The organism is Marinobacter sp. ATCH36 (assembly GCF_023555055.1).
Taxonomy (GTDB): domain Bacteria; phylum Pseudomonadota; class Gammaproteobacteria; order Pseudomonadales; family Oleiphilaceae; genus Marinobacter.
This window is the reverse complement of sequence record NZ_JAMJPL010000003.1, coordinates 359746-379301: the sequence shown is the minus strand read 5'-3', so window position 1 is coordinate 379301 and position 19556 is coordinate 359746. Positions and strand designations below refer to the sequence as shown.

Here is a 19556-nt window from a genome sequence, read left to right as displayed (position 1 = left end):
TTAATAAAATAGACAATTAAAACAAATAGATATGTTTAATAAGTAAAGTGGATTCCAGTATTCATGACAGAGAAACCGAACGAGGCGTCAACAAACCGGCAGTAGCTTGCCGGGTCGGTCAGATCGTTAAAATGTCGGACAAGGGATTGGGCTCGTCTGTCCCTGTGGTAAACTTCTGCGCTAATTCTTTGCTGCCAGTAGCGAGTGAGCGACGAACTTTATGAGGTTTCAGGCCCCCGAAAGTCTTTCCGAGCAGATAGCCCAACACATCGGGCAGCGCATTGTTAACGGTGAACTTGAGCCCGGCGAGCGGATCCAGGAACTCAAGGTAGCGGGAGAGCTTAATGTCAGCCGGGGCTCCGTAAGAGAATCGCTGCTGATACTCCAGCGTCGCCACCTGGTGGAAATCTTTCCCCGCCGCGGCGCGGTAGTATCCCGCTTGACGCCGGAACTGGTGAACAGCCTTTATGATATCTATATCGATCTGCTGTGCATGTTGGGCCGCAAAGTGCTTGAACGTTGGTCTGGTGAACAGCTGTCAGGGGTGATGGGACAGGTTAGAGAGCTGCAGGCTGTGATTGATGCCTTGAATTCCTCCGGTGGTGACGCGGCAGAGCAGGTGATTGACGCGGGCTTCGGAGTCATGCGTTACGCCTATGGCCTGGTCGAGAATCCCTTCCTGGAAGAGACTCTGGAGAATTTCCGGCCCGCCATCAGCCGCACCTATTTTGTGGCTCTGGAAAACTTCCGCGACGAACTGGACGAAACCGGCCGCTTTTTCCGGTTATTGGCCGATGCTGCAGTCCGGGGCGACTCTCCCGGCCTGGAGCGCGCAATCTGCGAATTTGGTGAACACCAACGCCAACAGGTACTACGAATTCTCAGGGAAGAGGTGAGCGCCTGATATGCGCCTGAAATCCATAAAACTATCCGGTTTCAAGTCTTTTGTAGACCCTACAACGGTGCCGTTTCCTTCTAACATGACCGCGGTTGTGGGCCCGAATGGGTGCGGCAAATCCAATATTATTGACGCCGTGCGCTGGGTTATGGGTGAAAGCTCTGCCAAGTATCTCCGTGGTGAGTCCATGTCGGACGTCATTTTCAATGGCTCCAGTGCCCGTAAGCCCGTCGGTCAGGCCTCCATTGAACTGGTGTTCGATAACAGCGATGGCTCAGCGCCGGGTGAGTTCGTTCGCTTCAATGAAATTTCAGTCCGGCGTCGGGTTTCCCGCGAAGGCCAGTCGGAATACTTCCTTAATGGTTCTAAATGTCGCCGCCGCGACATTACCGATCTGTTCCTCGGAACCGGTCTGGGTCCACGTAGCTACGCTATTATTGAGCAGGGCATGATCTCCAGGCTGATTGAAGCCAAGCCGGAGGAACTGCGGGTCTACATCGAGGAAGCGGCTGGCATCTCGAAATACAAGGAGCGTCGCAAGGAAACCGAAAGCCGCATACGTCGCACCCAGGAAAACCTGGAGCGCCTTACGGATTTGCGGGAGGAACTGGGGCGTCAGCTACAGCATCTGGAGCGTCAGGCCCAGGCAGCCGAAAAATACAAAGCCTACAAGCAGGAAGAGCGCCAGAAGAAGGCAGAGCTGACGGTTCTGCGTTGGCAGTCCCTGGATAACGACCTGCAAACCTGGCGCGCCCGCATCCGTGATACCGAGCTGGAACTCGAGAAGCAGCTTTCCGAGCGTGTCAGCCTGGAAACTTCCCTGGAATCCCTGCGGGAGAGCCACCAGGATCGCAACGAACACTTCAACAGGGCCCAGGCCCGTTATTACGAGGCGGGTGCCGATATTGCCCGCATCGAGCAGAGTCTGGAACACCAGCGGGAACGCAGCCGCCAGACAGCGGCTGAACTGGACCAGGCCATGGCGAACCAGCGTGAACTGGCCCGGGAGCTGGATCAGGACCAGGACAAGCTGTCCGGTATTCAGGAAGATCTGGACATGCTGGAGCCTGAACAGGAGGCGCTCGCGCTGAAATCCGATGAGTCCGGCGAAAAGCTTCAGAACGCCGAAGATGCCATGAATGAGTGGCAGCACACCTGGGAAGATTTCAGTGCGCGTTCGGCGGACTCCCGTCGTCAGGCCGAGCTGGCCCAGTCTCGTATTCGCTCTCTCGAAGACGCTATTGAGCAGCTTCGGACCCGTCAGCAAAGACTCAGGGACGAACAGGAACTGCTGGAAGGCCAGGTTGACCGCGCTGAACTGGACGATTTCCTTGAGCAGCAGGAAACCCTGGAATTGCAGCGGGAAGAAACATCGGAACGAATTGATGTGGTTCAGGATGAACTCCAGGAAGCGCGTCATCTGCAACGGGATGCTGAGCACGCAGCAACCAACGCCAGGCAGCAGGTCCAGAGCCTGAGAGCATCCCTTGAATCCCAGCAGGCTCTGCTGGACGAGCAAATGGGCGGCCACGACGATACTCTGCAGGCGTGGCTGAATGATCAGGGCCTGAGCAATAGCCCGCGGCTGGCGTCACAACTCCGGATTGAAGACGGCTGGGAGTTTGCAGTTGAGCAGGTGATTGGCCGGTTCACCCAGGGGCTCAGCGTCCCCGGTTTGGGCTCAGCGCAATCTGCGATGACCGCTGCCCCCCGTGGGCTCGCACTGGTGAGCACTGAATCAAGCGATACCGGGCAAGCAGAAGGGCTTGCCGGCAAAGTAGCTGGTGCTGGTGGTATGGCTACAATACTTGCTCTGGTGGATACGGCAGAGACATTGGAAGAGGCACTTGGGCGACAAACTACACTGGCGTCGGGTAAGAGTATCATTACACCCGATGGCGCATGGTTGGCTGCCGACTGGATATTGATGCCGGATTCCGATGCCGCGCAGGTTGGTGTGATTGAACGCCAGAAAAAGGTCACCGCACTGGCAGAGGAACTCGAGCAGGCAGAGTCTGCCCTGGAAACCGCTACCGAGAACCTTGATCGTTTGCTGGAGCGGTCCGAGCGGGCGGAAGCTGCCAGAGACGAAGCCCAGGCTCGCCTGGCGGATGGCGACCGGGAGCTGGCAAGCCTGTCCTCGAAAATCAGTGGCCTGAAGGCCCGTGCGGAACAAATTGATGCGCGGCTGCAGCGTATCCGCGACGACCTCACCGATGTGTCAGGAAGTCTCGAAGAGCAGCAGCAACAACTTCAGGAAACCCGGGGAGAATGGCAACAGGCTCTTGCTTCCACTGAGGACAGTGACGAAGAGAAAGAGCGTTTGCTTGAGCGCCGGGACCTGCTGCGTGAAAACCTGGACCGGCTGCGCCAGGAGGCCCGGCATGATCGGGACCATGCCCACCAGTTACAGCTTCAGTTACAGTCACTGAACAGCCAGCGAGATGGCCTGCGGCAGACCATCGACCGGATGCAGCTGCAGAAAGAGCGAATCGACGAACGTCTGGATATCCTGCGTGAAAGCCGCGAAAGCGCGGAAGAACCGATTGAAGACCTGCAGATGCAGCTGGAGGGGCTGTTGGATCGTCGCCTTGCGGAAGAAGAAAAGTTGGGTGCTGCCCGGGATGCCCTTGAAGAAATCGATCAGGAAGTGCGTCAGAAGGAGCAGAGCCGCAGTCGCATTGAGCATACCATCCAGGATGTCAGGGCAAGTCTCGAGAAACTGAAGATGGAGTCGCAGGCGCTGGAAATCCGTGCCGGCAACCATCTGGAACAGCTTGAAGAGCTGGATATACGTCTGCAACAGGTTCTGTCGACCTTGCCGGAGAATGCCAGCGAAAAGGAATGGGCTGACGAGCTGGAAAAGCTGGGAGCACGTATCCAGCGCCTGGGCGCGATTAACCTGGCAGCCATCGAGGAGTATCAGGTACAGAGTGAGCGCAAAACCTATCTGGACAGCCAGCACGAAGACCTGATGGAAGCCCTGGAAACGCTCGATACAGCAATTCGCAAGATTGACCGGGAAACCCGACAACGATTCAAGGAAACCTTCGATCAGGTCAACGGAGGCTTGCAGGCTCTTTTCCCCAAGGTATTTGGTGGCGGCAATGCCTATCTGGAACTGACCGGCGAAGACCTACTGGAAACCGGCGTGGCGATCATGGCCAGGCCGCCGGGGAAGAAGAACAGCACGATCCACCTTCTTTCCGGTGGTGAGAAGGCGTTGACGGCCATTGCGCTGGTGTTTTCGATTTTTCAGCTCAATCCGGCGCCGTTCTGTATGCTGGACGAAGTGGACGCGCCTCTGGATGACGCCAACGTGGGACGTTATGCCAACCTGGTGAAGGAAATGTCGAAGCAGGTACAGTTCATCTACATTACCCACAACAAAATTTCCATGGAAATGGCGGACCAGTTGATGGGCGTTACCATGCACGAACCGGGTTGTTCGCGACTGGTATCGGTTGATGTGGACGAGGCAGCAGCATTGGCTGAGGCCTGATATGGTTTCAGCCGGTCAATGTTCGTGCAAAAATGACAAAAACGCCATCTGGCCTGTGTTTGCGTTGTATTCATTACAGGCTTTTCTTAGAGTAGCAACGATATCTGATCTGCAAACAGGACAGCATCACTATGTCTCTTAGGGAATGGTTAATCGCCATCGGTATCCTGGTCATCCTCGGTATTGTCATCGATGGTTTGCGTCGCATGAGGCGTGCCCGCAAGGAATCGATTGCGATTTCCTCGGGTATGGGGGCGGACGATCTCGACGAATCCCCATTGGACAAGGACTACAACCCGGAACTCCCCAACGGTGGGGCGCGTACCATTTCCCGCGATACTCTGGAAGAACGTGGTTATGTGAAACCGGAAAAAAGCCGTTTCGCAAAGCCGCAACAGAAGCCAACTCGCCCGGTTGTTAATAGCAACAGGGATGAGATGCCAGATGAAGTTGTGCCGGATGAAGTCGTGCCGGATGAAGTCGTGCCGGACGAAACGCCGGAGAATTTTGTAGCCAGTGAAACTGACCACGGCTCGTTTGAATCGGACACCGGGTGGGGCGCGGTAGACGATGAACCGGAAGATCAGCGTGAGGCAGTGCCTCCCACAGTGACCACCGAGGTGGAAGAGGATACCGCCCGGAGGGATCAGGTCGCTCGAACATCAGGTCAACCGTTGGCCGGAGCCAATCGTCCCGAAGCCCGGGAAGTGGTCGTGATCAATGTACTGGCAAAGAGTGAACAGAACTTTTCGGGCAACCGTCTAAAGGCTTTGTTTGAAGCCTGTGGCCTTGAGCACGGTGACATGGACATCTATCACCGTCACGAACAGACCGATACCACCAGTCCTGTACAGTTCAGCGTTGCCAGTGCCGTGGAGCCGGGCACCTTCAAGCCGGAAGACATGCCTGAGCTATCAACCCCTGGCATCAGTTTTTTCATGAGTATGCCCGGGCCAACCAATTCCCTGCAGGCTTTCGAGTTCATGCTGGAGACAGCCCAGTGCGTGGTACGCAATCTGGGTGGCGAACTGAAAGACGAGCGTCGCAGTGTGATGACTCCGCAGACTATAGAACACTGTCGCCAGCGCATCCGTGAATTTGAACGCAAGCAACGATCCCCCCGAAAATGACCAAAGCCACCCCTGACGTGATCAGCCGGGCCGGAGAACTCCGGGAAATCCTCACAGAGCATAATTATCAGTACTACGTTCTGGACGATCCCCGGGTGCCGGACGCGGAATACGATCGCCTGTTCCGCGAACTGCAGGAACTGGAAGCAAAGTTCCCGGATGTAGTTACCCCGGATTCACCCACACGTCGTGTCGGCGCGCAGGGCGAAACCACTTTTGAGGAAGTGGTGCACCGGATTCCGATGCTGTCCCTCGACAATGCCTTCAGAGAAGAAGAATTGAAGGATTTTGATCGCAGGGTTAGAGACCGGCTGAAAACCACCGAAGACATTGAATACGTGTGCGAGCCCAAGCTCGATGGCCTGGCCGTCAGCCTGCATTATGAATCCGGCATTCTCACTCGTGCCGCTACCCGGGGCGACGGCTACACCGGTGAAGATATCACCGCCAATATCCGCACCATTCCCTCGGTTCCATTAAGACTTCGCGGGGATTCCGTACCTGCGCTTGTTGAAGTCCGGGGAGAGGTCTACATGCCTCTTCAAGGGTTTGAAACCCTTAACAAACGCCTGGCTGACCGGGGCGAGAAAACGTTCGTAAATCCCCGTAATGCTGCGGCAGGAAGCCTGCGGCAGAAAAAGCCGTCCGTTACGGCACGCCGCCCGCTCGAGCTGTGTGCCTACAGCGTTGCCCTTGAGGACGAAAGCCGGTTACCGGCAACCCATTGGGAAGGGTTGCAACAGGTAAAAAGCTGGGGCTTCCGGATAAACCCGGAGATGCGCAAGGCGACTGGTGTGGAGGCCTGCCTGCAAGCCTATAGCGACCTTATGGAGAAACGGCCGGAACTGCCCTACGAGATTGACGGAATCGTCTTCAAGGTTAACAGCCTGGCACTCCAGCAGCAGCTGGGATTTGTGTCCAGGGCGCCGCGCTGGGCCATCGCCCACAAATTCCCGGCGCAGGAAGAGCTTACCATTATCGAAGATGTGGAATTCCAGGTGGGGCGCACCGGCGCAGTGACTCCCGTTGCGCGCCTCAAACCGGTGTTTGTGGGCGGTGTCACGGTCAGTAACGCCACACTCCACAACATGGATGAGATCCGCCGTCTAGATGCGCGTATCGGCGATACCGTTTTTGTACGGCGTGCTGGTGATGTGATTCCCCAGGTAGTCAAGGTGGTAACCGAAAAACGCCCCGATAATGCCCGGGTTGTTGAGCTTCCGGACACCTGTCCAGTATGCCAGTCCGATATTGTACAGATAGACGGCGAAGCGGTGGCCCGCTGTTCCGGCGGGCTGTTCTGCCCGGCTCAGCGCAAGGAGGCCATTCGCCACTATGCCTCCCGCAAGGCACTGGATATCGAGGGGTTGGGTGACAAGTGGATCGATATTCTGGTCGACCGGGAACTGGTGACGACTGTTGCAGATCTTTATCTGCTGAAGAAATCCGACCTGACGGGTCTGGACCGGATGGGAGAGAAGTCGGCCGACAATCTTGTTAAAGCGATTGATCGCTCCCGGCATCCGGTGCTGTGGAAATTCGTGTACGCGTTGGGGATTCGTGAGGTAGGCGAGGCCACCGCCAAGGCTCTGGCCAGTCACTTCGGTACGCTGGAGGCAATCAGTGAAGCTGATGAGGAGACATTGCAGTCGGTCCCTGACGTTGGACCGATTGTCGCGGGCCATATCCGCAGTTTTTTCGATCAGCCACACAATCAGGAAACCATCCAGGCACTCAGAAATGCCGGTGTGCACTGGCAGAGCGAGGAAATTACTGCCGCTGAAAAGCCCCTTAAGGGAGAAACCTGGGTGCTGACGGGCAGCCTTTCCGACATGACAAGGGATGAGGCCAAGGCCAGGCTTGAGTCTCTTGGTGCGAAGGTCGCCGGAAGTGTTTCAAAAAAAACCGCCTGCGTCGTCGCCGGCGAGGCGGCGGGTTCAAAGCTCGCCAAAGCGGAAAGCCTGGAAGTGCCGGTAATGGATGAACAGGCTTTTACCGATTTTCTCGCAACCCATGACGTCAAAATCTGAGAACTCGCGCAGATCCCGCCCCCGGGAAATTGATTACCATGAGATTGTTCTGTAACGGTGTGTAAAGCACCTATAAAAACAATGCTCTGAAACGGACTTTTTCATGCGCGCCGATTCCTTTTCCCGCTTTTCCCTCCGGGCAGGCTTTCTTGCACTTCTGTCGCTGTTCATCATCGCCGCTGCCGGTTGTAAAACCGAACGTGATGCCGACGACCCGATCATTCTTGGTGTGCCACCGGTCGATGCCTACCTCGGCGTTGAATACGCCTATAACTTCGGCGCTTTTGACAGCGATGACGTGCTCGATTATTCCCTGACCAATGCGCCTTCCTGGCTGGCATTGGAAGATACCAGCAACAAAGCCCGGCAAGGCGTCATCATGCGCGGCGTTCCGGGGCTGACAGGCGGAAATCGCGGGCGCGATGACCTTGGCACTACCGAAAACATCAACCTTGTCGCCAACGATGGCGGGGCGTCAGGCTCACAGTCATTTGAGATAGAAGTGCAGGAAAATGTGCTTAGCCTGTCGGTTGAGGATTTTCCTGAAGGCGAGGCGTCGGAAGTTCCCGAAGAGAGAGACAGCCGTTGCGAAGCACCCGAGCTGGGTGAAATCGGCAGCCATTCCTACCAGGCCGATACCTATGGCGACGATGGCTCTGTCACCACTACCGAGCAGCGCACCCGGGATACCTATCCGGTACTGGTGCGTGTCCTGCTGGACCAGCCTTCTGTCACCCGCGTGGCGGTGGCTTTCGAGTTGGACTCAAGTTTCAACCCCCAACGGTGTGATGACGACTTCGATGCGCCGCACCAGCGCTGTGAAAATGGCGTCGCCAATGATAACGAAGCCATTATCGGTAAGGATGTTGTGGGCCTCGGCTCCGCTAGCGAAGCGGATTTGCCAGTACCTTCCTATCTCGAATACCAACCGGATGACGAGGGATTTTTCTCCAGGGGGGTTATCACGCTCGAACCCGGCATTACCGAATGCTATATCAGGCTGGAGGTGATTGAGGATACCGAGGCCGAGCCCCTGGAAACCCTGAACCTGCGGCTGACGGAAGTGCGCTCCGGCCTGGCGGGGCTGGGCAGCTCCAATTCCGAGGTCAGGGAGTTATTGCGGATACAGGATAATGAGCCTGCCGTGCGCCTTGAAACCCGGGCAAGCGGTAACCGCGATGCGCTCAATGTCGGCGATACCCGGGAATATGTGGCATTGATCAGCGGTCAGCGAGATGACGTCTATCAGGTGAAGCTGGGGGAAGATTATGATTCCCAGGCCGTTCTGGGAGGGGACTTCTTTGTTGAGGTTCGTGGCGCCGACGGTGAGTGGGTCGATAACGACATCCTCGCATTTCAGAAAGGTACCGATGAGGTTCGGTTCCGCGTCCGTATCCCTGACAGCTACAGCAATGGCCTGGAGGACGACCGGTTTATCCTGCTCGGCCTTGATGAACGTTATCAGGCCGGACGGGAGAACTTTGCAGCTGCGGCAGACGCTGACAAGCTCCGTATCAATATCAATGAACTGATGTCGCCTCTTGATGCCGGACTAGACAGTGGCTTTGTTCCCACTGATACGGCCGTTGGCCATAATGGCCGGCTTTTTGTGGCCGGTTACCGGGCCGATGATAACGATCGCCCCTGGGTTCGAATCTTCAATCAGAAAGGCGACCTGGTGGAACAGCAGCTCTCGGCGGCCTCTGTGAGCAGGGACGCGCCTCCCGTCATTGGCTTTGCGGAGCGGGAGGTGGAAGAGGGCGGTGATGACGTCACCCGCTATGAATTTGCAGTGTCGTTCGGCAGTGATCAGACCGCCAGAGGAGCGCCAGGTGGCAATGGTGTTGATGTTTATACCCTGCTGTATTTCTTTGATACAGCGCAGGACCCGGACAGTTATGTGCAGGTCTGGGAAACCGTTGTCGGAACCCCTGGCGATGATGTTCCCAGATGGACAGGTATCGATGCGGATAGCGGCTTTGTTGCCAATGCTGGTGAGACCAGTGGCCAGTGGCCGAACGAGACTGCAGCCGGTGGTGTCGACAGTTTTCTTCAGCGTATCGATACCGTGGTGGATGGTGATTCCGTTTCCCCAAAGGTGGCGTGGACCCGACAGGTTGGATCGGTAGGCCAGGATGAGTCAGTGGTCGGTGGCAGTAATGATACCAGCAGCCCGTTGCTGATTGGTCGTTCGGCCGGACAGGTCAGGGGCGAACCCAATAATGGTGGCGCGGATGCTTTCTTCTTTGTTGCCCGTAATTCCGACAGCGAAATCAATGTTAACCAGCGTGGTTCCGATGGAGACGACACATTGTCCGATGGCATCTACAGCGCCAACAATCTCTGGCTGCTTGGTAGCAGTGATGGCGATTACCGGGTGAACCCTGAGCGTGGTGACCGCTCACTGGATCGCAGCCGGCTTAACAGTCAGGCCGGATTTCTCCTGTCCTACACGGTTGTTGGGGATGTCACCCGTGGATTTACATTGAATGACCATGATGACGCCTCGACGGAAGTGCTGAACGCGGTTGCCGCCTATGATGGTGACATCCTGGTGGCGGGGAGCACGAACGGTAACTTTGCTGCCAGTGAAGGCAATACCCTGGTTCAGCCAATCCTCGCCCGGATTTCCCTAAGCGAAGAAAACAGCGACGATGAAGAGGGCAGTGACGAAACCGACACCAGTCGCCAGTGGCGGACGCAGTTATCCCTTGCTGGGGACAATGCAGAGATTGTTCACCTGGAAAACTATCGGGATGATGAGATCGTCGCACTGGTCAGAGTATCTGGCGCCACATCGGACCGTTGGGAAGTACGGCTGTTTACCGGAGAGGGGCGTTCCTTGCACTGAGAGGCGGAACGCTATTTGCGGCTCTTAAACGCTGCCCTCATGTCTTCCTACACTGGCGTAAATCCGCAGATAATCGGTGCTGGTTACGATCCCGGTTGGATGGCCGGTCTCGTCGATGACCAGAGCGGCATTGAGTTGGTGTGCCAGCATGAGTCTCGCCAGTTGATGCGCATCGGTTTCAGGCGAGGCGGTCAGAAACGCTGGTAACTCGATATTCATGAAACCCGAACTCAGGTCGTTGGCGTTAGATCGGTGCAGCCAGACCAGTAACCATCGCAGATCCACAAGCCCCGCTACATTGCCCTCGGCGGTTATGACAATGTGATGTATACCGTTTTCTTCCATGGTATCCAGTGCGTCGGCCACCGAGGCGTCGGCTGGCAACGAAAACAGAGCCGGTGTGCAGATCTGGGACACCGGGAGGTACGCCCGCCGTTCTTTGGGCTCCCCGGCTGCGGCAGCGCCATATTCCTCAAGCGCACGATGACGGCCAGACCTGGCCGCCAGCTGAAACTCGGCGTCGGTGGTTTCGCTGTGGCTGACGTCAATTCGATGGGATTCCGTCAGTTCAGTAACGTCGCCAACGCGGCGGCCTCTGAACACCTCCGGAAGACGCGTGCCGACCGGTCGGCCGGGTTCACTGACATGAATGGACATTTTGGTTTGCTCCGGTAATAACAGGGCCTTTTAAGGTTATCGGCCGGATATTGGATATCTTCAGGCGCCAATAGTTTCCGATTGCGAGGTTTTTGGCCTGTGGCAGCGCAGAGTTGCCACCCGTCGGGCGAGGGATGCTGGCAGGCACTGTGGCTGGCCACTGATACGGTCGGCCAGGTACTCCGCCAGCAGGGGCGCGTAGCTCAGGCCTTTGCTGCCCAGCCCGGTAAACAGGTCGATACCTTCAAGAATGCGTCCTGCAGAGTCCGACAGAGGGCCGGCAACCGGCTGGTAATCGTGAGTTGTGCACCGAAAACCGACTTTCCCCTCGAGCATGGCCGGATCGATCGGTTCCGCTTTGACGTTGAGTGCTTCAGGCACCATGGAAGCAAGCATCGAAAGGTTTTCGCGGTGGCTTTCAGTAGACAATGCCGGTGAGTGATCGTGAAGATCGAAACTTGCCCCTGCCAGCGCAATTCCCTGATGAGCGGGATTGATATAGCCGGGCCCGCAGAGCACGACCGCCGGTTTATTCAGGGAGGATTCCGGCAAATGGGAAACCTGACCACGAATGGTTCGGAAGCGAAATTCGTTGCGCAGCGGTATCAGCTTCGGGCTGAGATGCCCAGCGCAGATGACTACCCGGTCGGCAACAACATCCTGCTCACCGGTTCCCGCAACATGCCACTTGCCATTGCAGGGGGTCAGCCGGTGAACATCGAAGCCGAAACAGCGTTGTATCCGCGGGTGGTTTGTCAGCGAGCGGCACAGCATGCCTGGCTCCAGCCAGCCACTGTGGGGGAACCACAGGCCGCCGCTTTGAAGGGGGATTCCAGCCAAGCGGGAAGCTTCACTGGCATTGACCGCGCTAAGTACTGCCGGTGGGTAATCATTCCGTGCAGTGAACCGGCTCTGCCGGTTCGCCTCTGAATCATTGTAGGCCAGTTGGATAAGGCCGGTCGGGTGCCAGTATTCGCCGCCAGACTGAGCGTAATAGCGCTGACTGAATAGCAATGAACTCAGGCCAAGCTTGGCCTGGTCATTGAACTCCACGCCAAGTTTCACATACAGCGCGCCCTGATAGTTACCGGATGCCGCCGTTCCCGCCTCAGGCGCCTTGTCTATCAGTGTTACGTCACACCCCCGCTCGGCCAGGTTGCGAGCCAGCAGGCTGCCAGCAACGCCCGCTCCTATAATCGCGATGGGGCGCGAAGCTATCGGGCTTTTTGTGCAGCTCACCTCTGGCTCCGCGGGAAGTTGACCGGCCAACATCTCCAGTTTGCGACCGAAGCCAGGCAATTTCCGCATGTTAAATCCGGCATTCGTTAGCAGCCTGCGAACTTCACCGACAGCCGTAAAGGTGGCCAGGGTGGTGCCCGGTTTGCTATGCCTTCTGAGAGCGGTGATTGCTGCTTCTTCCCACATGCCCGGGTTCTTGGCTGGAGCAAAGCCATCCAGAAACCAGGCGTCGGCGTGGAAGTCCAGTTCGCGCCAGGCTTCCAGAACATCGCCGAAGAACAAGGTTAGCCGGATACGTCCACCAGCCAATACCAGACGGTGAGCCCCATGGACCGGCGGGGGGTAGTGTTCAAGCAACCGGGCTGCGTAATCTCCGAGCTCGGGCCACAGGGAAAGAGCTTGGCTCAGATCTTCGCGGTCAAGGGGAAAACGTTCAGCGGAAACAAAGTGCAGGCACCTGTCATCACCGGGGTTTTCGGCTTCCCAGGCCTGCCAGGCAGCCAGGAAATTCAGCCCGGTGCCAAAGCCCGTTTCAGCGATCACAAATGACCCGCCAGCCGAAACCCTGGCGAACCTCTCGGCCAATTGGTTGTGGCGGATGAACACATGACGGGACTCTTCCAGCCCATCATCACGACTGAAATAGATATCGTCAAAACGGGTGGAGCAGGGGACACCGTCATGCCACTTTATGACAGCTGTCTCGATGGATGGGGCCCTGGTCTCCGCAGTCACTGTGTTGTCACCGTATTATCAAGCTGTTGTTACTGTGAGGCGCTATCGGCCTGTCTCTGAGACACACTGCGAATAACAATGGGTTCTTTCGGTACATCCGCCATACCGCCGGACTGACCGGTTTGCTTGCCGGCGATGGCATCCACCACACCCATTCCGCCGCTTACCTTGCCGAAAACGGCGTAGCCCGGCCCGCGTACACCGGCATCTAGGAAGCTGTTGTCAGTCAGATTAATGAAGAACTGGGACGTGGCGGAATCAGGAGAACTGGTGCGGGCCATGGCAACGGTGCCTCGCAGGTTTTTGGCTGTCGGTTTGGCTTCGTTGCGCACAGGTCCACGGGTCTGCTTCCGGTTGAGGTTTTTGTCAAATCCGCCACCCTGAATCATGAAGCCCGGAATAACCCGGTGGAAGATGGTTCCCTCGTAGAATCCGTTCTCAACGTAGGTAATGAAATTGTCGACGGTCTCCGGTGCAATGTCCGGACGCAGCGTTACTTCAATCACACCTTCACTGGTTTCAATGATCACCTGCGGAAGCTCGTTCTCGAGCTCCTGGGCGGACAGTGGTGAAGTCATGCCCAAAAGAAGGGTTACACAGAGAACGATCTGCATCACATATCGAAACGGTTTAACGGGATTTATCATTCTATAATGGCTCACGTTGTTAGCTCCGGGTCATTTGCTGCCATACTTTGATGACCGCTGCCTGAGGGCGGATTTTAGCAGATATCCGCAGCCAGGTCGGCCACAATCCGCGCTGGTTACCGAGCATTAACAAACTATCTAACACGCCAGCGGTGCTGACGTTTTCAGGCCGGGCCGGGTTGTACGGCAATCACAGTGAATACAGTGGAGGTATACCGTGAAAATCCGTCAGGGTTTTGAAGAAAAATCCCGCCTCGGCCGGCTGCTGATCAATCGGGGCTATCTTTCCGTCAGTCAGTTGCAAAAAGGCCTGCGTCTTCAGCAGGAAACCGGCCAGCGCTTGGGTGAAGTGTTTGTGCAGTCCGGCTGGATTACCGAGCGGGAGCTCCAGCGGGTTCTGAAACATCAATCCCGGTACCGCAACGCCGCTGCGCTGGTCACCATGGCGGTTCTGCCGTTTCAGCCTTTGGTGAGCTTTGCCGCAAGCAATGGTACGAGTGAATCCCGGGATTTTTCCGAAGCTGGCCAACTATACGAACAGCCCGGTTTTGCACCGATGAATGATAAAGAGCTGGCTGGCGTTTACGGGCAGGGTAGAGAACAGGGTGACATCAGAGAGCCTGAACCGGAGGTGGTCGAGGGACTAACAGTGACCACGAATATTTTCGTGCCGCTGTTGAATTTTCTGGATTCGGATTTGACCATTACCGGTGTGCACTATCGCGGCAATGAACCGCGTTATGAATTGCTGGCGAACGGTGGCATGCGCATGGCCTTTCCAGAGCGGATCGAACAGATTCGCATGGACAATATCCGTGTCAGTGGAAGCCGGGGGCCGTCAATGGGCAATATCACCATTGACAACATCCGTTTTCACCCTGATTCAAAGATGACTATCTACACCCGCTAGTAACGCCAGTGTAGATGGTCATGAGGATGAGGGCTCAGGCGCTTGCAAGAATGGTGCTATGAGAGACTGCTTTCTGCTCTCCCTGAGCGCCATAGAGCTTCTGGTGTCCTGCAACGCCACGGAATATGTCAGTCAGGCGGGAAAGGCGCTTCTGAAGATGGCTGATCACCCTGCCATTGGTCTGGTTCATTTCCTGGCAGGTTCGCAGGCGACGGTCGGCTTCCTCCCAGAGTGCGAGAAGGTCTGGCAGCCCTGCGCTGCGTATGAATCGGGAAGGTTCGCCACTTTCGGGGCGAAAGCCCATGGCAACCAGCAAGCGGATTTTCCGTTTTGCACTTTCACGGACCTGTTCCAGCAACCTGTTTTTTTCGCCGGTCAGTGATTCGAGCTTACGGATGTCAGAGCCGGAGAGGCAGGCTTTTTCCTGATTGAGGATATCCGCCAAAATTTCCAGCTGGCGGATATCCTCGGTAAGAAGATCTTTCAGTTCATCGATTGCGGCCATGATTTACTCACCCGAAAATGCTTTCATCCATCTCAAGCATTTTCTGGGCCAGTTTCTCAGCATCGATCTTGTAGGAGCCGTCTTCCAGGGCAGAGCGAATCTGTTCGATGCGATCATCGTCCATTTCCGGATAATTGCCCAGTTTCTGTTCAAGCTGCTTAAGGTCTTTAGCCTGGCTGCTCAGATTAACATTTTCCCCCCGGGCACCCTGAGTCTGCGCTTTCGCCTGCTCCCCTGCAGAGGGCTGCGTAGTCTGTGCACCGGAAGATTTGTCGGCCGTGGTTTTCTGGGTGTTGACCTGGCCTGGGCCTATTCCATTAAAGTCAACTGACATAACGTTACCTGCTTTGCTGATCGGCCGCATTGGGCGGCTCCACGAGTTTCATACCTGTGTAACGGCATGCTTTTACATTTCTTTAGCAAATTTTTACACGATGTTGATTACAAGTCAGTCATCTTGTCGACCGACGGCAAATGTTTGCCGCCTGCGGTCAGAGAATGCCGCGGAAGCCGACACTACATCGGGATCTCTACGCGACCCGGTGCTGTCACACGGGCGCGTACCGTTCGGGATGAAGACAGGTTCTCTACAAGCACCTGCTCGCCGATTCCGCCACTGGCCAGAGCTTTGCCACGGGAGTCTACCGAAAAATTTCCACTGCGGGCACTGATGATAACATGATCGCCACGTTCTATAGCCGCAGGACTCAGCAGCAGATCAGGGGTGAATACGGTACCAGCATTCACCCCACGTCGCATTTCCATCCCGACGAGCTGATCGGCGCTGGTAATGGCGCCGCGCCGGACAGAGTTCACCACAACCGAGTCAGTACGTAATGCGCTGTCCGTCAGTCTCTCGCCTCTGCCGAGAGTGCGGGCGGCCACCATGGCATCTCCGGTGATGGTCACGGAGACCGGCAGGAACATACGCCAGGGCCGGTCACCCTCGCAGGAAACCAGCAGTGACGGTTGTGTGGTCTTCCAGGGGTCGCCGCTGAAAGAAACAGCCAGTGGGCTATTGCAGGTGGCCAGGGAAAGACGGGCGTCCGGTTTACCGGTATTGTGAGCTACGGAGAACCCTTCTTGCGCCTGTTCTTCCGCAAATGCCTCCAGGAACTGTTGGGCGGCGGAATAGATCTGCTCTGCCGTGGTATTGGATGCCATCGCAGTGCCTGCAATGGTAGACATTAGCAGTGCGGTAACGAAATTGGTGATGCGCATACGCTGCAGTTTGTCCTATGCTGTCGATAATCGGGTAAGGGCAGGTAATTCGGCAAATTCTCAATGATTTTCGAATTTGGCCGTTAAGCCCATTCAGGAGTCAATAAACCGGCACATAATAGGTGCCATTTGGCGTAATCGGGTATGCAGCAAGATGCGTGCCGGCAACATGTCGTTGCGAGCAGGAGAAGAGACGATGGCAGGGGTATTGGACAGCGTTAATCAGCGTACACAGCTGGTGGGACAGAACCGCCTGGAGCTTCTGCTATTCCGGCTCCGCGGCCAACAGATGTATGGCATCAACGTGTTCAAGGTAAAGGAAGTGCTCCAGTGCCCGAAGTTGTCTTCGATTCCGAACAGCCGGTCCATGATATGTGGTGTCGCGCATATCCGGGGAGAAACTATTCCAATCATTGATCTTGCCATGTCCATTCGGCTTCCGGGGGTTCCCCGGGAGGAATTGGCAAACTGCTTCGTGATCATTACCGAGTACAACCGCAAGACCCAGGGATTCCTGGTCGGTGGCGTTGATCGCATCGTGAACATGAATTGGGAAGACATACTTCCGCCCCCCAAGGGGGCTGGCAAGGACGTTTATCTGACTGCTGTTACCCGCATTGATGACAGAATTGTCGAGATCATTGATGTAGAAAAAATCCTTTCCGAGGTTTCACCCCTCGAGCAGGACGTCGGCGAAGAGCTGCGTACAAAAAGTGCAGCACGTGCGCCGGGCCACTTGCCGGTTTTGGTGGTGGACGACTCGGCTGTCGCGAGACGCCAGATTGAGCGCTGTCTGACCGCCATTGGCATGGACGTGGTTACCAGGAACGACGGCAAACAGGCGTATGACTACCTTAGGGAAATTACAGCGGACGGTTCCCGTGCCGTTGATCACCTGTCACTGATTATCTCTGATGTCGAAATGCCGGAAATGGATGGGTACACTCTGGTGACCAAATGCAAGAATGAGGCTGCCATCAGGGATGTTTTTATAATGTTGCACACATCGCTCAGCGGCGTGTTCAATAAGGCCATGGTTCAGAAAGTAGGTGCCGATGACTTCATGGCCAAATTCAGTCCCGATGAGCTGGCGGAAAGGGTCATGGAGATCATCGACCGCGAGCAGTGAAGTTGCGCTCACTTCCGACTCACCCAATATTGAGATCAGATGAAAGCTGAAATAACGCCACAGGAATACGAGGCCTTCAAGACATTCCTGCAGGATGCGTGTGGCATTTTGCTTGGGGATAACAAACAGTACCTGGTCAAAAGTCGCCTGCGCAGAATCATGGAAGAAAACAAGCTCAACACCCTGGCTGAGCTTCTGGAGCGGGTGAAACGCACTGGCCGCAGCAGCCTCAAGGAAGTCGTGATTGATGCGATGACGACGAATGAAACCCTGTGGTTTCGGGATAACCACCCGTTTCGTATCCTGCAGGAAAAGTTATTGCCAGAGTTTGGTGACCGGAAGGGGGCACAGTCCCTGCGTATCTGGTCGGCGGCCTGCTCGACTGGCCAGGAACCTTATTCCGTAGCGATGATTATTGAAGAGTTCCGTCGCCAACGGCCGGGTCGACTGCGGGACGTGCGAATCACCGCCACGGACATTTCCAAAAGCGTGCTGGAGGTGGCTCGGCGCGGTGAGTACGAGATGATTGCCATCGGTCGTGGTCTGTCGCCGGACCGGCAAAAGCAGTTTTTTACCCCCGCCATAAACGGCAGTTGGCAGATCAGGCCGCAAATCAAGAGCATGGTCGAGTTCCGGGAGCTGAACCTGCTCGAACGCTACATGCTTGGCAAGTTTGATATTGTGATGTGCCGAAACGTACTGATCTACTTCTCGGCTGAGCTGAAAAAGGACATTCTGACCCGTATCCATGCCACTCTGAATCCGGGAGGCTACCTGATACTGGGAGCGTCGGAATCGCTGAACGGGTTACCCCACCTTTACGAAATGGTGCAGTGCCACCCAGGGATCATTTACAGGAAGAAATAGGTCCGCCCATGCCCCTCAATGTATGGATACTGGTCGCCGCCCAGGCGCTTGCCATGTGCACCGCGCCTTTCATTGTGTTTATCGGAAGCATTCATGGCCGCTTGCTGGCACCGTCGCCTGAACTTGCAACGCTGCCCGTAGGGCTTGTGGTTGTGGGTACCGTGCTGGCAATCAAACCCGCGACCTGGCTTATGGAGCGCACGGGACGAAAGCCGGTAATGCTGTTGGGAGCCTTTGCCGGGGCGGTGGCGGGTTTGCTTGGAGCGCTAGCCGCCTGGACAGTCAATTTTCCGTTGCTGTGTGCAGCCGCCGTGGTGGGCGGAACGGGACTGGCAGTGGTGCACCAGTACCGCTTCGCCGCCATGGAATCAGTGTCTCCCGACATGGCGGGCTCAGCTGCAGCCAGAGTGCTATTGGGCGGGCTGGTTGCGGCCTGGCTGGGACCGGAAGTCGCGCTGGCTGGCGGTGGTGAACAGGCGGACCACCCATTCATGGGCGGATGGCTTGCGCTGAGTGCAGTGCAGGTGCTTGCCATGGTGGTGTTGGTGGTCGGGTATCGCGCCAGTGGCGAACACGTACGAACGGCCGCAGTAGGGGGTGGCCGTTCAATGGCTGCCATTCTACGACAACCGGTCATCTGGGCGGCGATCAGTGCTGCTGCGGTCGGTTACGCGATTATGAGCTTTATTATGACCGCAACTCCGCTGAGCATGACTGAAATAGCGGATCATCAGCTCGAGGATGCCAAATGGGTTATCCAGATTCACATCATGGCCATGTATCTGCCGTCGCTGGTGAGCGGGTGGCTGATCCGGGTTGTGGGTATTCCCCGGATGATGGGGCTGGGGTTGCTGGCGTATCTCGGGTGCGTGTTGCTGGCCTTCAGTGGCATCACTTTTCACCATTACCTGTCTGCTCTGATTTTGCTCGGTATTGGCTGGAATTTCCTGTTTGTGGGGGGCACCACCTTACTGCCACAGGGTTATCGTGATGAGGAACGCTTCCGGGTTCAGGGACTGAATGATCTGATGGTCTTCGGGTCACAGGCAACCGCTGCGCTGAGCGCCGGTGCAGTCCTGGCGGCATTTGAATGGACGGGGTTGTTGCTGATTGCTGTGCCGTTCCTGATTCTTCACGGTGTGCTGATGGCGGTCTGGCTTATGAGTCGCCGGGTATCAACAGAATCGGCGGAATAGCCGGGGATCAGTAGGGAAGGGTGGCGCAGGTGCCCGGGC

General features: G+C 56.3%; 15 protein-coding genes. 9 read left to right on the top strand and 6 right to left on the bottom strand.

Going from position 1 to position 19556, the window contains the following annotated elements:
- Positions 1 to 220 precede the first annotated feature (220 nt).
- The 5 genes from M8010_RS12655 to M8010_RS12635 all read left to right on the top strand — a co-directional run bounded on the left by M8010_RS12655 (position 221) and on the right by M8010_RS12635 (position 10411).
- Positions 221 to 904 (top strand): GntR family transcriptional regulator, encoded by a 684-nt coding sequence (locus tag M8010_RS12655; RefSeq protein WP_250091696.1) that lies wholly within the window; start codon positions 221 to 223, stop codon positions 902 to 904.
- A gap of 1 nt (position 905) precedes the next feature.
- Positions 906 to 4400 (top strand): chromosome segregation protein SMC, encoded by a 3495-nt coding sequence (gene smc, locus M8010_RS12650; protein WP_250091694.1) that lies wholly within the window; start codon positions 906 to 908, stop codon positions 4398 to 4400.
- Positions 4401 to 4531: 131 nt separating this feature from the next.
- Positions 4532 to 5530 (top strand): cell division protein ZipA, encoded by a 999-nt coding sequence (zipA, locus tag M8010_RS12645; RefSeq protein WP_250091693.1) that lies wholly within the window; start codon positions 4532 to 4534, stop codon positions 5528 to 5530.
- Positions 5527 to 7560, top strand: a complete 2034-nt coding sequence (gene ligA / locus M8010_RS12640) for an NAD-dependent DNA ligase LigA (protein WP_250091691.1) — start codon at positions 5527 to 5529, stop codon at positions 7558 to 7560. Before zipA ends, ligA begins: the two co-directional genes overlap by 4 nt.
- A gap of 103 nt (positions 7561 to 7663) precedes the next feature.
- The gene (locus M8010_RS12635) at positions 7664 to 10411 is read left to right on the top strand and encodes a hypothetical protein (protein WP_250091690.1); all 2748 of its coding nucleotides are present in this window, start codon (positions 7664 to 7666) and stop codon (positions 10409 to 10411) included.
- A gap of 24 nt (positions 10412 to 10435) precedes the next feature.
- Here M8010_RS12635 and M8010_RS12630 read toward each other — a convergent pair whose 3' ends face one another.
- The 3 genes from M8010_RS12630 to M8010_RS12620 are packed head-to-tail and all read right to left on the bottom strand — an operon-like array spanning position 10436 to position 13689.
- A complete protein-coding gene (locus M8010_RS12630; RefSeq protein ID WP_250091688.1) occupies positions 10436 to 11068 on the bottom strand; it encodes a CBS domain-containing protein in 633 nt (210 codons plus the stop codon).
- 60 nt (positions 11069 to 11128) lie between these two features.
- On the bottom strand, positions 11129 to 13042 hold the full coding sequence (gene mnmC, locus M8010_RS12625) for a bifunctional tRNA (5-methylaminomethyl-2-thiouridine)(34)-methyltransferase MnmC2/FAD-dependent 5-carboxymethylaminomethyl-2-thiouridine(34) oxidoreductase MnmC1 (protein ID WP_250091686.1): 1914 nt from the start codon (positions 13040 to 13042) through the stop codon (positions 11129 to 11131).
- A gap of 29 nt (positions 13043 to 13071) precedes the next feature.
- The gene (locus M8010_RS12620) at positions 13072 to 13689 is read right to left on the bottom strand and encodes a peptidylprolyl isomerase (RefSeq protein ID WP_250091684.1); all 618 of its coding nucleotides are present in this window, start codon (positions 13687 to 13689) and stop codon (positions 13072 to 13074) included.
- Positions 13690 to 13906: 217 nt separating this feature from the next.
- Between M8010_RS12620 and M8010_RS12615 the strand changes: the two genes are divergently transcribed.
- Positions 13907 to 14599 carry a cyclic di-GMP-binding domain-containing protein, MshE-related gene (locus M8010_RS12615; RefSeq protein WP_250091683.1) on the top strand — a complete coding sequence of 231 codons (693 nt, stop codon included), beginning with the start codon at positions 13907 to 13909 and terminating at the stop codon, positions 14597 to 14599.
- A gap of 34 nt (positions 14600 to 14633) precedes the next feature.
- Here the strand turns inward: M8010_RS12615 and M8010_RS12610 are convergent, their stop codons facing one another.
- The 3 genes from M8010_RS12610 to flgA form a co-directional block, all read right to left on the bottom strand.
- The gene (locus M8010_RS12610) at positions 14634 to 15104 is read right to left on the bottom strand and encodes a flagella synthesis protein FlgN (protein WP_250091681.1); all 471 of its coding nucleotides are present in this window, start codon (positions 15102 to 15104) and stop codon (positions 14634 to 14636) included.
- Between the two features lie 7 nt (positions 15105 to 15111).
- Complete coding sequence (flgM, locus tag M8010_RS12605; protein WP_250091680.1) at positions 15112 to 15438, bottom strand: flagellar biosynthesis anti-sigma factor FlgM; 327 nt, start codon at positions 15436 to 15438, stop codon at positions 15112 to 15114.
- Positions 15439 to 15620: 182 nt separating this feature from the next.
- Positions 15621 to 16325: a flagellar basal body P-ring formation chaperone FlgA gene (gene flgA, locus M8010_RS12600; RefSeq protein ID WP_250091678.1), complete on the bottom strand. Its 705-nt coding sequence runs from the start codon at positions 16323 to 16325 to the stop codon at positions 15621 to 15623.
- Between the two features lie 196 nt (positions 16326 to 16521).
- Between flgA and M8010_RS12595 the strand changes: the two genes are divergently transcribed.
- Genes M8010_RS12595 through M8010_RS12585 form a run of 3 tightly spaced genes read left to right on the top strand, consistent with a single transcriptional unit; the run spans position 16522 to position 19517 of the window.
- On the top strand, positions 16522 to 17454 hold the full coding sequence (locus M8010_RS12595) for a chemotaxis protein CheV (RefSeq protein ID WP_250091676.1): 933 nt from the start codon (positions 16522 to 16524) through the stop codon (positions 17452 to 17454).
- Between the two features lie 39 nt (positions 17455 to 17493).
- Positions 17494 to 18321, top strand: a complete 828-nt coding sequence (locus tag M8010_RS12590; RefSeq protein WP_250091675.1) for a CheR family methyltransferase — start codon at positions 17494 to 17496, stop codon at positions 18319 to 18321.
- 8 nt (positions 18322 to 18329) lie between these two features.
- Positions 18330 to 19517, top strand: a complete 1188-nt coding sequence (locus M8010_RS12585) for an MFS transporter (protein ID WP_250091673.1) — start codon at positions 18330 to 18332, stop codon at positions 19515 to 19517.
- The last annotated feature ends 39 nt before the right edge of the window (positions 19518 to 19556 follow it).

Bases quoted from the DNA above. Each gene is read 5' to 3' on its own strand.
- M8010_RS12655 (WP_250091696.1), top strand. From the start codon at position 221: ATGAGGTTTCAGGCCCCCGAAAGTCTTTCCGAGCAGATAGCCCAACAC.
- smc (WP_250091694.1), top strand. From the start codon at position 906: ATGCGCCTGAAATCCATAAAACTATCCGGTTTCAAGTCTTTTGTAGAC.
- zipA (WP_250091693.1), top strand. From the start codon at position 4,532: ATGTCTCTTAGGGAATGGTTAATCGCCATCGGTATCCTGGTCATCCTC.
- ligA (WP_250091691.1), top strand. From the start codon at position 5,527: ATGACCAAAGCCACCCCTGACGTGATCAGCCGGGCCGGAGAACTCCGG.
- M8010_RS12635 (WP_250091690.1), top strand. From the start codon at position 7,664: ATGCGCGCCGATTCCTTTTCCCGCTTTTCCCTCCGGGCAGGCTTTCTT.
- M8010_RS12630 (WP_250091688.1), bottom strand. From the start codon at position 11,068: ATGTCCATTCATGTCAGTGAACCCGGCCGACCGGTCGGCACGCGTCTT.
- M8010_RS12620 (WP_250091684.1), bottom strand. From the start codon at position 13,689: ATGATAAATCCCGTTAAACCGTTTCGATATGTGATGCAGATCGTTCTC.
- M8010_RS12610 (WP_250091681.1), bottom strand. From the start codon at position 15,104: ATGGCCGCAATCGATGAACTGAAAGATCTTCTTACCGAGGATATCCGC.
- flgM (WP_250091680.1), bottom strand. From the start codon at position 15,438: ATGTCAGTTGACTTTAATGGAATAGGCCCAGGCCAGGTCAACACCCAG.
- flgA (WP_250091678.1), bottom strand. From the start codon at position 16,325: ATGCGCATCACCAATTTCGTTACCGCACTGCTAATGTCTACCATTGCA.
- M8010_RS12595 (WP_250091676.1), top strand. From the start codon at position 16,522: ATGGCAGGGGTATTGGACAGCGTTAATCAGCGTACACAGCTGGTGGGA.
- M8010_RS12590 (WP_250091675.1), top strand. From the start codon at position 17,494: ATGAAAGCTGAAATAACGCCACAGGAATACGAGGCCTTCAAGACATTC.
- M8010_RS12585 (WP_250091673.1), top strand. From the start codon at position 18,330: ATGCCCCTCAATGTATGGATACTGGTCGCCGCCCAGGCGCTTGCCATG.